Source organism: Methylicorpusculum oleiharenae (assembly GCF_009828925.2).
Classification (GTDB): domain Bacteria; phylum Pseudomonadota; class Gammaproteobacteria; order Methylococcales; family Methylomonadaceae; genus Methylicorpusculum; species Methylicorpusculum oleiharenae.
This window is the reverse complement of record NZ_WUTY02000001.1, coordinates 4,873,560-4,886,920: the sequence shown is the minus strand read 5'-3', so window position 1 is coordinate 4,886,920 and position 13,361 is coordinate 4,873,560. Positions and strand designations below refer to the sequence as shown.

Genomic DNA, 13,361 nt, shown 5'->3' with positions numbered 1-13,361 from the left:
TCAGCTCGCTTTACCTAGGCATCAGGCTCGATCTTTTTGGCAATTACTTGTTGGCTCTATGATCGATGATCTCGTCCACGACAGACGGGTCGGCCAATGTTGACGTGTCGCCCAGGCTGTCCAGTTCGTTGGATGCGACTTTTCTCAGGATTCTGCGCATGATTTTGCCTGAACGAGTTTTTGGCAAGCCCGGTGCCCATTGAATAATATCGGGATGAGCGATAGGGCCGATTTCCTTCCTGACCAGTTGAATCAATTCCTGTCTTAATTCCTCGCTAGGCTCAATACCCACATTTAGGGTCACGTAAGCATAAATGCCTTGTCCTTTGATGGGGTGCGGATAGCCGACAACGGCTGCTTCCGCAACATCTTCATGCAATACCAAAGCGCTCTCTACCTCTGCAGTACCCATGCGATGCCCGGAAACATTAATCACATCATCGACCCGGCCAGTGATCCAGTAATAGCCGTCTTTGTCACGCTTGGCGCCATCGCCAGTGAAATAATAGCCGGGAAAGTTTTTGAAATAAGTGTCAATAAAACGCGCGTGATCGCCGTATACGGTTCTGGCTTGGCCTGGCCAGGGTTTGGTGATGACTAAAATGCCCTCGGCTTCCCCTTCAAGTATATTGCCCGCATTGTCGACTATTGCCGGTATCACGCCAAAAAATGGCAATGTGGCTGAGCCGGGTTTCAGTGCTATAGCGCCGGGCAGGGGGGTTATCAGAATGCCGCCGGTTTCGGTTTGCCACCAGGTGTCGACAATAGGGCAACGGTTGTTGCCCACTACATGGTAGTACCATTCCCAGGCTTCCGGATTAATCGGTTCGCCAACCGTGCCGAGAATACGCAGGCTGGAGCGTTGAGTCCGGGTGACAAATTCGTCCCCCTGAGCCATAAGAGCCCGTATCGCAGTGGGTGCGGTATAAAAAATGTTAACCTGATGTTTGTCAACGACCTGCCAGAACCGGTCTGCTTCAGGGTAAGTCGGCACGCCTTCAAACATCAGTGTTGTGGCGCCGTTGCACAAGGGGCCGTAGATCACATAGGAGTGACCTGTCACCCAGCCTATGTCGGCGGTACACCAGTAGATGTCGCCATCATGGTAATCAAACACATATTTATGCGTCATGGCCGCATAAAGCAGATAGCCGCCGGTGGTGTGCAGCAAGCCCTTTGGTTTGCCGGTCGAGCCGGACGTGTAGAGGATGAATAACGGATCTTCCGCATCCATAGGTTCTGCCGGACAGTCTGTTGACGCGTCCGCCATGGCTTCGTGGTACCAGATGTCCCGTTCGGCGTGCCATGTCACCGGGTTGCCTGAGTTTTTGATGACGATCACTTGTTTGACGCAAGGGCAATGGTCAACTGCCTGGTCAACACCTGCTTTAAGAGGCATGGATTTGCCGCCGCGAATACTCTCGTCCGCACAAATGACATAACCGCAATCAGCATCGAGGATGCGTTCTCTCAGAGATTCCGATGAAAATCCGCCAAATACGATTGAATGGACGGCGCCAATGCGCGTGCAGGCCAAAATTGCCACGGCTGATTCCAGAATCATCGGCAGATAAATACAAATGCGGTCGCCTTTTTTGACGCCTTGAGCTTTTAACACATTGGCGAATTTACAAACCTGCTCATGAAGCTGACGATAAGTCAGAGTTTTATGATTGGCCGGATTGTCACTTTCCCAAATAATGGCGACCTGATCGGCGCGCGTTTCAAGATGACGGTCCAGGCAATTGAAACTGACGTTGAGATGGCCTCCTTCAAACCAGTGTGTGTAGCCTTTTGTGTAGTCATAATCCAGCACCTTTTCAAAAGGCTTGTCCCAGGTTAGAAATTGCTGCGCCTGTTCGGCCCAGAATGCCTCGGTGTCATTGATGGACTGTTGGTGATAGGTCTCCTCTGTGATATGCGCATGAGCGGCTATTTCAGGACGAATTGGATAGGTTTTAGCATCGGACATGAGTGATCCTTGATTCGACAATTAGTTGAGCCCGGCAAAACCATTGGATGGGCATAGTTGAGTCCATGATTGTAATGGAGCAGGATGCCAATGAGAAATACCCCATTGCAGAATTTCCTGAGGCAATGAATTGATAAGCTCTTCGGGTGGCGCTTGTTTTAACAATTGGAGCAAATGAAATAATACGGCGCTTGGGTTGCGTTGATCAACTGCTTGAGCATAGGTTTGTTTGCTCAGTTTTTGACCCTTTTCATCAACTAATATGGGTAGATGCATATAAGATGGGGGCCTATAGCCCAGAAGCGTCTGCAAAAAAATCTGTTTGCTGGTGGAGTCCAGTAAATCAATACCTCTTACGACATGCGTAACGCCTTGAGCCTGATCATCGACGACAACGGCTAGCTGGTAAGCAAACAACTGGTCTTTCCTTTTAATGATAAAGTCCCCGTGCACTGCATTCAAATGCTCGGAGAACTCCCCTTGTAATCTGTCAAAGAATTCAATAACCCCGTTATCGGTTTTAATGCGAACGGCATAATCGTTTTGTTCATGGAAGTTTTTATCTCGGCAAATTCCCGGATACCGGTCTCCACCGCCATGATGGTGGGCATAGTCTGTCAGATGCTTCCTGCTGCAGGTGCACGGGTACAGCAGATTCAAAGCCTTGAGTCGTGCGAGTGCTGATTCATAGCGGTTGATATGCTGACTTTCGTAATAAATGGTTTCGTCCCAGTGTAATCCGAATGCTTCCAGAGTTTTTAGAATAAGGCTGGCAGCGCCGGGGGTGTTTCTGGGGGTATCGACGTCATCGATTCTGACTAACCATTTACCCTGATGATGACGCGCATCAAGGAAACTGGCCAAAGCGGTATAAAGGGAACCTAAGTGGAGAGGGCCGGTAGGCGATGGCGCGAACCGGCCAATATAAACGGGAGTTGTCTTACTTGAGGGATTTATCCCATTTGTTTCTCTCGAATTTCATCCAGGGTTTTACAGTCGATACATAGCGTGGCTGTAGGTCTTGCCTCCAGGCGGCGAATGCCGATTTCAATGCCGCAGGATTCGCAGTATCCGTAGTCGCCTCTTTCGATATCTTTTAATGCCTGTTCGATTTTTCTAATGAGTTTACGTTCGCGGTCACGCGTTCTAAGTTCTAAACTGAATTCAGATTCCTGAGTCGCTCTGTCATTGGGGTCGGGGAAGTTTGCAGCATCATCCTGCATATGATGAACAGTTCGATCAACCTCCTTCATCAGATCTGATTTCCAGTTCTTCAGTATGGTTTCGAAATGACGAGCCTGTGCTTCGCACATGTATTCTTCGCCTTCAACCTCTTCATACGGTTTAAAACTGAACGGTGATGTATCAGTTTTATTGCTATCGCTCATCCATTGACTCCTAAAAGCATGAAATAAAAAACTGCGCATTTTTATCAGAATAGCGGGCGCTTAGCAAGGATTATTGCTATTATTTCCGCCCGGTGAATAATAGATACAAAACAATGATAAATCAATGCGCTAAAAGAATGGATGATATTTCGCCTTTTTACGTAATGGCGATTCTTGAGCGGGCTAAACAACTAGAAGAGTTAGGGCGCGATGTCATTCATATGGAGATTGGCGAACCTGACTTTCCAACACCGGGCACTGTCTCAAATTCCATTTTGGCAATTATTGCCTCAGGACAGATAAAATATACACCGGCCGCAGGACTGACCGAATTAAGAAAAAAAATTGCCGGTTTCTATAGCCAACATTACGGTGTCACGGTAAAAAAGGAACAGTTATTTGTCACGCCGGGTGCCTCGGGTGCTTTTTTGCTGGCTTTAGGCTCCAGCTTGAATCCGGATCAAAAAATTCTGATGGCCGATCCTTGTTACCCTTGTAACAGTAATTTTGTAAAGCTTTTTGGCGGTCAGGCTTTAACTATTCCGGTTGATGCGGCAACCGGCTTTCAGTTAAGTGCAGAGCTGGTTAAAAAAAACTGGACTTCGACCTGTGCCGGTGTTTTGGTTGCATCGCCATCCAATCCAACCGGAACGCTGATCCCGGAAGACGAGCTGGCAAAAATGATTCTGGCTGTCGGGCAGTTAAAGGGGACTTTTTTCTCTGATGAAATTTATCACGGTCTCGTGTACGGAAAGAATGCGAATACAGCGCTGCAATTTAGCCAAGATGTGTTTGTAATCAACAGTTTTTCCAAGTATTTTGGTATGACCGGTTGGCGAATAGGCTGGCTGGTTGTTCCTGAAGCCTATATAGAAGCTACTGAGCGTTTGGCGCAAAATATTTTTATTGCCACCGGAACGCTGTCTCAGATAGCCGCCCTGGCGGCTTTTGATCCGTCTACGTTGGATGAGCTGGAGTCAAGACGCAGGGAGTTTGAACGGAGGCGTGACTTTTTGTATGAGAATTTACTGCGGCTGGGCTTTATCATTACAGCAAAGCCTGAAGGCGCGTTTTATATTTATGCCGACTGTTCACGATTTACCCGGGACAGTTATCAGTTTGCGCAGGATTTATTGGAAGAAGAATACGTGGCTGTTACGCCTGGCAAGGATTTTGGCAAGCATAATGCGCACAAATACATACGTCTGGCTTATACGACATCAATTGAAAGAATGGCTGAGGCCATTGCCCGAATTGAACGATTTATTAACAGGTATCCCTCATGGCAGTCATACAAATAGAAGCGACCGATTTACTGGTTCGTTTAAGCGAAAAAGACTCACCTATTTTACTGGATGTGAGAGAGCCGCATGAATTTGAGTATGCCCGGATTGAGGGCAGTGAGCTTATTCCTCTGAATCAAATTCCATTACGTTTTAATGAATTGGATCCTCTGAAAGAAGTGGTCGTCATTTGTCATCACGGCATTCGAAGTCAGCAGGCGGCCTTTTTTCTTGATCATCAGGGGTTTAAGCATGTGTTGAATCTTGCGGGTGGCATTGATGCCTGGTCAAGAGAATGTGATCCGAATATCAAGCGATATTGATACCTGGGCTTAGCGTTCAATTTGGGTGGAAAACGGCTCAACCCACACCGTTTCTCCGGCCGTAACACCCCGGTTTGTTGCCGGTAAGTCTATATAACAGTTGGCCCGACTCAAAACGCTGAGTATATGAGAGCCTTGGTTGCCTGCCGATTTAACTTCATAGCCATTATCTTCGCTTAATGACAAAATGCCGCGCATGAACTCCTGCCTCCCTGGTGCTTTTTTGATGTTTTCTGTGCTTACAGCCTGAATTCTGAGTGCTCTGGCCGGCTGGGCTCCAGTCATCTGCCGTAAAGCGGGCATGACAATTTTATCGAACGCGACCATGACGGAAACGGGATTTCCAGGAAGTCCAAAAAAGACACAATCTTCAAGCCAGCCAAAGGCAAAGGGTTTTCCCGGTTTTACTGCAATTTTCCAGAACCCGACGCGGCCGCATTCATCCAGTATTTCTTTTATAAAGTCGGCATCGCCCACCGAAGCGCCACCGGTGGTGACTATCACATCATGATTGTTTGCAGCATTGAGTAGTATCTCTTTCAGTTCGGTTTTGTCATCTTTGATTATGCCCAGATCAGTTATTGTAAAAGCGGTGTCGTTTAGCAGCGAACGCAAAAGGCTGCGATTGCTTTCAAAGATTTTTCCTGAAGAAAGTGGCCGGCCTGGAGAGATCAGCTCATCACCTGTCGCAAGATAAGCGATTCTGAGCGGACGAAATACTTCAAGGTGATGAATGCCGGCGGCTGCCAAATAACCGATATCAGCCGCGCATAATCGTTTGGAGGCTTTTATCAGTGGTTCACCCGCTTCGACATCTTCTCCTGCCGGGCGGATAAATTGACCAGTCTTGATTGAGGAGGGAAATTGCACCCTATTATCGATAACCTTGACTTGTTCCTGCATAACAACAGTGTCCAGTTCTCCGTTTACCACGGCTCCGGTAAAAACCCGTAAGCATTCTCCTCTGTTGATCGCGCCGTCGAATGGTTTTCCTGCCCAGGAAGTACCGGCAAGTTGGAGTTCAAATGTGGATTCAAGATTGACTTCAGTGCTGTTAAAAGCATAACCGTCCATGGCCGAATTTCGTTCGTAAGGAAGATCGATTGGCGACTTAACCGTTCGGGCAAGTATTCTTCCTAAGGCATGAGCCAATGGAATAATCTCTGTGCCGGAAACGGCTGTTACGCTTGTGATGATGCTCTCTAGCGCATTGTCAAGACTCAAAAGCTTTGCAGAATCGAGGCTACATAAGTCAATCATGTGATGTCTCCTTGTGCCAGTTCAAGATGAAATCAGCAATTTCAGCCGGTTGATTGAGATCAAGTCCGGTCATGTGGTCAGGCAATGTCAAAGGGGCGTCCGATGCGACAGCGATAACGTTGGGATCGTTAGGGTAAAGCAGAGGTTTATTGAGTGCGGGTCTGTGCAGCTCTATTTTTGGAAAGTGCTCTGCTTTGAAGCCTTCCACCAAAATCAAATCAAGGTTAGATTGATCGAGAACTTTTAATTGATCGTCCAGTCGGGGTTCAAGTTCGGAATCGATTTCAGTAATGATTGCACGCCTGTTGCGAGACGCAAGGAGAACTGAAACAGCACCTGCTTGTCTTAATCGAAAGCTGTCTTTTCCGGGTTGATCGATTTCGAAACTATGATGACTGTGTTTTATCAAACCGATTTTTAAACCTTCTTGGCTTAATAGTGGTATCAGTTGGGTAAGGAGCGTGGTTTTTCCGGTTCCGCTGAAAGCGGCGAATCCGATTATAGGTATGGCTGCATGCTGCATGTTGAGTAAATGGATTAAGAGTCGAAAAAAAGATCGGGCTAAGATAGTATTAATATAATGCTTAAACACTATCAGGCATACACTTGATATGGTGTAACTATTCAGTATTTTTTTGTCTCTGTTCACCCCTCCCATGTTATTGGGTGTAGGTGCTTAATTTCAAAGGACGCATGAATACATCCCTGTTGCAGATAGCCCGATAAAACAATTGCCTGCGCTGTTTAAGAGACTCGCGAAATAGTTACAAAATCATTTAGATTGTTGGAGAATTTTTTGATTCGGTTGTACTTGGTTCTGGTTCTGGTGTTGATGGTATTTTTTGGCCTGCGTTCAGTGTTCAAGATGCCAAAAGAGACGCTCAATAAACATATCAAAACCGGAGGTCTTGGTTTAATTGTAGTTATTATGCTTTATTTGGCGGTCACAGGGCGGCTTAGTTGGTTGTTGGCGGCATTGGGTGTTCTTGTTTCAGGTTTAATGCGGGCCGCACCCTTGCTTGCCAGATATGCGCCGGTCATTCAGCGGTTATGGTTTCAATATCGCGGCGGCAAGCAAGAGCATTACCAGAAACACAAAACCTATTCCCATTTTAAAGGCGCAGTGACTAAAGAAGAAGCTTACCAAATCTTGGGCTTGCAGGTTGGAGCTTCCAGAGAGGACATCATCAGTGCTCATAAAAAACTCATGCAAAAGTTACACCCCGATCGTGGCGGCAGCGATTATTTGGCTGCAAAAATAAATCAGGCAAAAGAAGTATTGTTGAAATCATGATCAGTCATTTTCTCTCAATTAAAGCTCGGCCTTCTGTTAACGGGTAACAACGAGATTTTGTGGAGTCGCTACTTTTTAGCAGATTAAAGCAGCTCTTCAGTAGAAGCTTCATACTGTTGATTGTTTTTTGCAGCGCTTGCGCAAAAAATATTTTTTATGAGGACACAATCAGTGTGACGCCTCAAGAGCCATCAGAAACTAAAGAACAATCCGGAACGGATGTCGACGAGGAAGGCCCTACCGAAACAGGCACTTTTTATACGGTCCGGTCCGGCGATAATCTTTATCGGATAGGTCTTCGTTTTGGTGTCAGTTATTTCCAGCTTGCCGAATGGAATCAGATTCAGCCGCCTTATCTTTTGCACGAGGGACAACGATTAAAAGTCTTTGAGGTTCAAAGGGATCCATTCGAAAATCCTGATGAGGAGAAGCAGAGTTTTGAAAACAAAAGGAGAAATGCGTCACAAAAAAAGCCTACATTTTCAACAGATAACAAAAAACTGTTAAAGTTGCACTGGCACTGGCCGATTACCGGAATGGTTGTAAAAGATTTTCAACAGTCCAATAAAAAAGGGATTGATATTAGCGGTTATATCGATCAACCCGTCCAAGCGGCAGAGAGCGGTAAAGTCGTTTACAGCGGTAAAGGTCCTAAAGGAGTAGGAAATTTATTGATCATAAGACACGATGAAATCTATATGAGTGCTTATGCAAACAACAAGGAATTACTGGTTAGAGAAGGCCAGGAAGTTGAGAAAGCTCAGTTTATTGCAAAAGTTGGTATGTCCAGGTCTGGCAAGCCATCGCTTCATTTTGAAATTAGACAATACGGAAATCCGGTCGATCCGCTTTATTATCTACCGGTAAATTGAAAGATTCTATACGGCAAGAACCGATAACCTGGAGGTTAAAAATGAAAGAAGAACTAATTGAAATCATTCCTCTTAATGCTCAAGCTTCAATAGGCGACATTCTGCCCTACGACGAAGACAGCGAAGAGGAACTGGATTTACTGGAGGAGCCCGTTATTGATGAGGTTTTGAGTGATGAATCCCAAAATGATCAAAATTTCGATGCTACCCGGTTTTATCTGAATGAGTTAGGGCGATCTCAACTGCTTACTGCTGATCAAGAAAAGATGTACGGCAGAAGAGTTTTAAGAGGTGATGAAAATGCCCGAAGGATAATGATAGAAAGCAACTTAAGACTGGTTGTCAAAATATCGCGCCGTTATTTGAACAGGGGTTTACCTCTGCTCGATTTGATAGAAGAAGGTAATCTTGGCTTGATTAGAGCCGTCGAAAAATTCGATCCCGATCGTGGCTTCAGGTTTTCCACTTACGCGACCTGGTGGATCAGACAAACAATTGAACGCGCTATTATGAATCAGACTCGCACGATTCGATTACCGATTCATATCGTTAAAGAAATGAATACCTATCTCAAAGCGCAAAGACAACTCGCGCAAACGCTCGATCACGAACCTAAAGCCGAAGATATTGCCGAACATCTCAACAAACCGGTTAAAACGGTTGAAAAAATGTTGAAACTTAATGAGCGAGTCAGTTCTGTTGATGTGCCGGCCGGTAAAGATTTCGATAAACCTTTGTTGGATTCGCTGACTGATGAGTGGAGCATGTCTCCTTCTGATACACTCCAGGAAGAAGGCATTAAAGATAATGTGACAAGCTGGGTTTATCAGCTTTCAGAAAAGCAGCGTGAAGTGATTTGCCGTCGTTACGGACTTTGCGGTTACGAATATGCCACACTTGAGCAAGTAGCTCAGGAAATGGGTGTAACCCGCGAAAGAGTAAGACAAATTCAAATGGATGCACTAAAAAGACTCAAAGAAATATTAGAGTTTGGCGGTTATTCCTTTGAGTCTATTTTTCATTAATTGAGAGGATTTACAGCGGATTACATAAACCGGGACTGTAAAGGCCAATCTCTGTAGTTAAAGACTTGGCCCTCCTCTCTTACCTTAGCGATGTTTTCCAGATATAAATCAGCAAAAACCCACTGGGTTTTATTCAACTCGCCCATGGCAGCAATCCCATTATCCGGGAATCCTCTGTCGACAGGGGTGTAAACAGCAGCAGCACCGATATTGATGTCTACAGCTTCAGACCAGGCAGCGGATCCGACTGTTGGAGATTGCACAACATAACACTGATTTTCCAGGGCCCTGGCCTGACAGCCAATTTTTACCCGATGGTAACCTGCCAGAGTATCAGTGCAGCTGGGCACAAGTATCAGATTGGCTCCTGCTTCAACCTGTTTTCTGGCAAGCAAAGGAAACTCGCTGTCATAGCAGACATTTATTGCTATTTTTCCGAAGTCGGTATCAAAGCATTTCAATTCCGTCCCGCTTTTAATCAGCCATTGTTCATTCTCAAAACGGGTCATCTGTAGCTTGTCCTGATAATCACAGGTTCCATTCGGCATGAACAAATAAGCGCGATTACGGTATTCCCCGGACTCAAGTTTGACCGGAAATGTCCCTGCTTGAATATAACAGTTATGCTGTTTAGCCAGCAGTTGGTAGAAATTGACGAATCTTTCATGCAGCGTTTGTAATTCAGACAGCTGTTTTTCTAGCGAGCTGTATATTTCTTTCGGAAACAGCGAGGCTAATTCCAGGCTCCCATATTCCGGAAATAAAAGGATACGCGCATTTTCTTCTACTGCCTGCTGCACCCACTGGTTGATTTTTTGTTCATAATCGGACCAGCTTTCTAAAAAACTGATGTCATATTGAGCGGTTGCAATTTTAACGGTCATGTTTTAACCAGAATGTCATAAGTTTGGGGGTTTCGGCTTCATCATCCAGATCCTTCCAGGAATAGGTTGTCTGTAATTCAGGATGCTTGACATAGCCGCGTTTATTCCAGAACTTATCCAGCGGCACATAGTCGGTCGGTCGCCTGGGGTGTTCAGCGGATCTTTCTACACAGCAGAAACAAACATGTTTAAAGCCACCCAGATCAGCTGCGTGAGCTTCCCGTTGCTCAAAAAACTTTACGCCTATCCCTAAGCCGCGATAATTTTTGTTCAATACCGATTCGCCACAATAAAAGACTTCATCGACGTTATAGCCTTTTTCAACAAAAGGCTTTTTGACTTCATCGGTTTCATACTTTAAAGGGATGGCTGTGGAAGCGCCGATGATTTTATCGCCATCAAAAGCCAGAACAATAACGCTGTCCGGGCAATTAATATAAGTTTGAAGATATCGTTTCTCATATTCGAAATCACCGTCATACAAATAGGGGAAGTCATGAAAGACTTCAATTCTTAGACGTGCGAGATCCGGGATGTATTTTTCCAGAGCTTTCCCGCTCCAGCGTTCGATGCTTATATTTTGTGACATAGAATGTAAGATATTAAATGGCTATAACGACTCAGGCTTTAAAACTTTTGATAACCAACAGGGTGTTTCTCTGCAAATAGGCTATTTTAGCGGATTCAGGCGCGGGATGTTAATCGATAGATGACCAATATTCCTATCATTGCACCCACACTGTCAGCCAGCCAGTCTGCAAAATCAGCATATCGGCCGGCAACAAACGATTGATGCCATTCATCGGATAAGCCAAAAAGGGAGCAAAAAATAAAGGCTAAAACGCCAATAAGCCAGGGCTTTGCGGTAAAGTGCCTAAATAATCGCCATGTGAGTATAGCCATTATAAAATAAGCGCCACCGTGATACAGCTTGTCCTGGTGGTCAAACCACATGGGCACAGGCACTGATGGCTGATCTGAAAGCCAGTATATGAAAGAACAGTAAATAATCAGTGCGAAGGTATCCAGTAATTGTGTCATTTTTAATCGGTTTAAAATGAAAAATATATTTGATTTAGCCAGGCTGTGCTTGAGTGATGACTCCATTGAGGGCAAGTTAAAGTGGACGCATTTGGCCTGGCAGCAATTTGAAAGCGGGGAATTATGCTTAAAATCTTCTGATTCGCCAATGGCTATCGATAAGATTCGATTTCCGCAACGGCCCATATTAATGTCTCCGCGGCATATGCCCAAGCGATCGTTTAATACTTCAGAAGGCAAAACGGCCTTTTTTCATGCTATCGCACATATCGAATTTATCGCGATATCATTGGCTTGGGACATGCTATACCGGTTTCGCGATATGCCCGAATCTTTTTATAAAGACTGGCTGATGGTTGCCGAAGAAGAGGCTCAGCATTTTTCCATGATTCGTGAGCATCTTATCAGCAGGGGAATTGATTACGGTGATCTGCCTGCGCACGGCGGCTTATGGGAGCATGCCCAGCAAACTGCGGATGATCTTTTGGCTAGATTGGCAGTTGTGCCGCGTTGTATGGAGGCGAGAGGGCTTGATGCGACACCGGTTATGATCAACAAATTTAAAGGCATCGGCGATACAAAGAGTGCTGCTATTCTTGAAAAAATTTTAAACGATGAAATCGGTCATGTTGAGCTGGGTTCAAAATGGTTTAGGTTTGAATGCGAACGGCAAACGCTGGTACCCGATAAAAAATATATTGATCTGATTAAACATTACGACATGGGGAAACCCAAAGGTCCATTTAATAGAGAAATGCGTATAATGGCAGGCTTCTCAGAGGCGGAACTTGACTGGCTGGAAAAATGAATAACACCAATGAAAAAATATTTGACTATCCACTGTTTAGTCTTGGGTTCAGAGCTTTTTTCGCTTTAGCTGTTTTATCGGCTTTAGTTTTAATCACGTTATGGAACGGCATATTCAAGGGAGAGATAGAACTCAAGAATTATTTTCAATTAACCGGTTGGCATGCTCACGAGATGTTGATGGGTTACACATCGGCTGTAATCGCCGGTTTTTTATTGACTGCGATAAGAAACTGGACAAGTCAGGCCACTTTAAGCGGCGATCAATTGGCAGGGTTATGTTTGCTATGGCTGTACGGGCGAATTGTGCCTTTTTATTCTGGATTACTGCCGGACTTGATGATCGCGATAATCGATTGGGCCTTTTTGCCGGTGTTGATAGTATCTCTGGTTAAGCCTGTTTTAGCGGCGCGAGACAGGCGAAGTACCCTGTTTTTGGGTTTGCTGCTGGTAATGGCAATAGCCAATACCTTAATTCATGTTGAACAATTGGGTCTGGCAGACAACGTCGGTCATTTGGGTATACAGCTTCTGGTTTATACCATTATTACGATGATTCTTGTCATCGCAGGCATTGTATTTCCTTTTTTTACAGAGAAAGGATTGTCGGGCACCATGGCCATTAGAAGTCCCGTGCTGGATGTGTTGTCTGTAGTCAGCGGTGTAAGCATTTTTGTTCTGCAAATGCTTGATATTGGTGGTGCGGTTTTAATCATCGCCGTCGTTGCCGCGGTTATAGCTAACATGTTGAGAATTGCCGGCTGGTACATCCATCGTATCTGGTATGTTCCACTGTTGTGGATTTTATATATAGGCTACGGATGGATTATTTTGGGCTTTGTGATGGTGGGTCTTTCCGCCTATGGTTTGATACCGGCTTATTTATCGATGCATGCATTTGCGGTCGGTGGAATAGGGGTGTTGACAATGGGGATGATGGCCAGGGTTGCCCTGGGTCATACCGGCAGAATACTTAAAACTTCCAATGTCATTGCCCTCGCTTTTGTATTGATCAATCTGTCAGCTTTTGCCCGAGTAATCATGCCCGCTATGCTGCCTGATTGGTATGGGCAGATGCTTTATCTGTCAACCTTATGCTGGCTGGCAGCCTTTTCTCTGTTTTTGTATTACTACGGCCCCATTCTCGCTGCACCCAGAGAAGACGGAAAACCCGGTTAGGTTTAGGCGGAATATCTTTCGGTTTTAACTTTT

Annotated in this window: 15 protein-coding genes; 7 read left to right on the top strand and 8 right to left on the bottom strand. The window is 45.3% G+C overall.

Going from position 1 to position 13,361, the window contains the following annotated elements; all coding sequences use genetic code 11:
• Positions 1-43: 43 nt before the first annotated feature.
• The 3 genes from acs to dksA are packed head-to-tail and all read right to left on the bottom strand — an operon-like array spanning position 44 to position 3,360.
• On the bottom strand, positions 44-1,972 hold the full coding sequence (acs, locus tag GO003_RS21775; protein ID WP_231089140.1) for an acetate--CoA ligase: 1,929 nt from the start codon (positions 1,970-1,972) through the stop codon (positions 44-46).
• A 21-nt stretch (positions 1,973-1,993) separates the two neighbouring features.
• Positions 1,994-2,929 carry a tRNA glutamyl-Q(34) synthetase GluQRS gene (gene gluQRS, locus GO003_RS21770; RefSeq protein WP_159655882.1) on the bottom strand — a complete coding sequence of 312 codons (936 nt, stop codon included), beginning with the start codon at positions 2,927-2,929 and terminating at the stop codon, positions 1,994-1,996.
• Positions 2,926-3,360 (bottom strand): RNA polymerase-binding protein DksA, encoded by a 435-nt coding sequence (dksA, locus tag GO003_RS21765; protein ID WP_159655814.1) that lies wholly within the window; start codon positions 3,358-3,360, stop codon positions 2,926-2,928. Before dksA ends, gluQRS begins: the two co-directional genes overlap by 4 nt.
• 137 nt (positions 3,361-3,497) lie before the next feature.
• Here dksA and GO003_RS21760 point away from each other — a divergent pair, with 137 nt between their 5' ends.
• Both GO003_RS21760 and GO003_RS21755 read left to right on the top strand, forming a co-directional pair.
• Positions 3,498-4,661 (top strand): aminotransferase class I/II-fold pyridoxal phosphate-dependent enzyme, encoded by a 1,164-nt coding sequence (locus GO003_RS21760; protein ID WP_331001650.1) that lies wholly within the window; start codon positions 3,498-3,500, stop codon positions 4,659-4,661.
• Positions 4,643-4,966 (top strand): rhodanese-like domain-containing protein, encoded by a 324-nt coding sequence (locus tag GO003_RS21755; RefSeq protein WP_159655818.1) that lies wholly within the window; start codon positions 4,643-4,645, stop codon positions 4,964-4,966. Before GO003_RS21760 ends, GO003_RS21755 begins: the two co-directional genes overlap by 19 nt.
• Positions 4,967-4,975: 9 nt before the next feature.
• Here the strand turns inward: GO003_RS21755 and moeA are convergent, their stop codons facing one another.
• Positions 4,976-6,226 (bottom strand): molybdopterin molybdotransferase MoeA, encoded by a 1,251-nt coding sequence (gene moeA / locus GO003_RS21750; RefSeq protein ID WP_159655820.1) that lies wholly within the window; start codon positions 6,224-6,226, stop codon positions 4,976-4,978.
• On the bottom strand, positions 6,219-6,749 hold the full coding sequence (gene mobB, locus GO003_RS21745) for a molybdopterin-guanine dinucleotide biosynthesis protein B (protein WP_159655822.1): 531 nt from the start codon (positions 6,747-6,749) through the stop codon (positions 6,219-6,221). Before mobB ends, moeA begins: the two co-directional genes overlap by 8 nt.
• A 273-nt stretch (positions 6,750-7,022) precedes the next feature.
• Here mobB and GO003_RS21740 point away from each other — a divergent pair, with 273 nt between their 5' ends.
• The 3 genes from GO003_RS21740 to rpoS all read left to right on the top strand — a co-directional run bounded on the left by GO003_RS21740 (position 7,023) and on the right by rpoS (position 9,417).
• Entirely contained in the window at positions 7,023-7,520 is a 498-nt protein-coding gene (locus GO003_RS21740) for a DnaJ domain-containing protein (RefSeq protein ID WP_159655824.1), read from the top strand.
• A gap of 173 nt (positions 7,521-7,693) precedes the next feature.
• A complete protein-coding gene (locus tag GO003_RS21735) occupies positions 7,694-8,392 on the top strand; it encodes a peptidoglycan DD-metalloendopeptidase family protein (protein WP_231089139.1) in 699 nt (232 codons plus the stop codon).
• 41 nt (positions 8,393-8,433) lie between these two features.
• Positions 8,434-9,417: an RNA polymerase sigma factor RpoS gene (gene rpoS, locus GO003_RS21730; protein ID WP_159655826.1), complete on the top strand. Its 984-nt coding sequence runs from the start codon at positions 8,434-8,436 to the stop codon at positions 9,415-9,417.
• A gap of 20 nt (positions 9,418-9,437) precedes the next feature.
• On the opposite strand, the gene GO003_RS21725 is transcribed toward rpoS, so the two are convergent.
• The 3 genes from GO003_RS21725 to GO003_RS21715 form a co-directional block, all read right to left on the bottom strand.
• Positions 9,438-10,301 (bottom strand): carbon-nitrogen hydrolase family protein, encoded by an 864-nt coding sequence (locus GO003_RS21725; protein WP_159655828.1) that lies wholly within the window; start codon positions 10,299-10,301, stop codon positions 9,438-9,440.
• The gene (locus GO003_RS21720) at positions 10,291-10,890 is read right to left on the bottom strand and encodes a GNAT family N-acetyltransferase (RefSeq protein ID WP_159655830.1); all 600 of its coding nucleotides are present in this window, start codon (positions 10,888-10,890) and stop codon (positions 10,291-10,293) included. The genes GO003_RS21725 and GO003_RS21720 overlap by 11 nt, the downstream gene beginning before the upstream one ends.
• Before the next feature lie 95 nt (positions 10,891-10,985).
• Positions 10,986-11,342, bottom strand: a complete 357-nt coding sequence (locus GO003_RS21715) for a VanZ family protein (RefSeq protein WP_159655832.1) — start codon at positions 11,340-11,342, stop codon at positions 10,986-10,988.
• Positions 11,343-11,358: 16 nt separating this feature from the next.
• On the opposite strand from GO003_RS21715, the gene GO003_RS21710 reads away from it, so the two are divergent.
• Both GO003_RS21710 and GO003_RS21705 read left to right on the top strand, forming a co-directional pair.
• Positions 11,359-12,150, top strand: coding sequence for a ferritin-like domain-containing protein (locus tag GO003_RS21710; RefSeq protein WP_159655834.1), 792 nt, complete (start codon positions 11,359-11,361; stop codon positions 12,148-12,150).
• A complete protein-coding gene (locus GO003_RS21705) occupies positions 12,147-13,328 on the top strand; it encodes an NnrS family protein (protein ID WP_159655836.1) in 1,182 nt (393 codons plus the stop codon). The genes GO003_RS21710 and GO003_RS21705 overlap by 4 nt, the downstream gene beginning before the upstream one ends.
• The last annotated feature ends 33 nt before the right edge of the window (positions 13,329-13,361 follow it).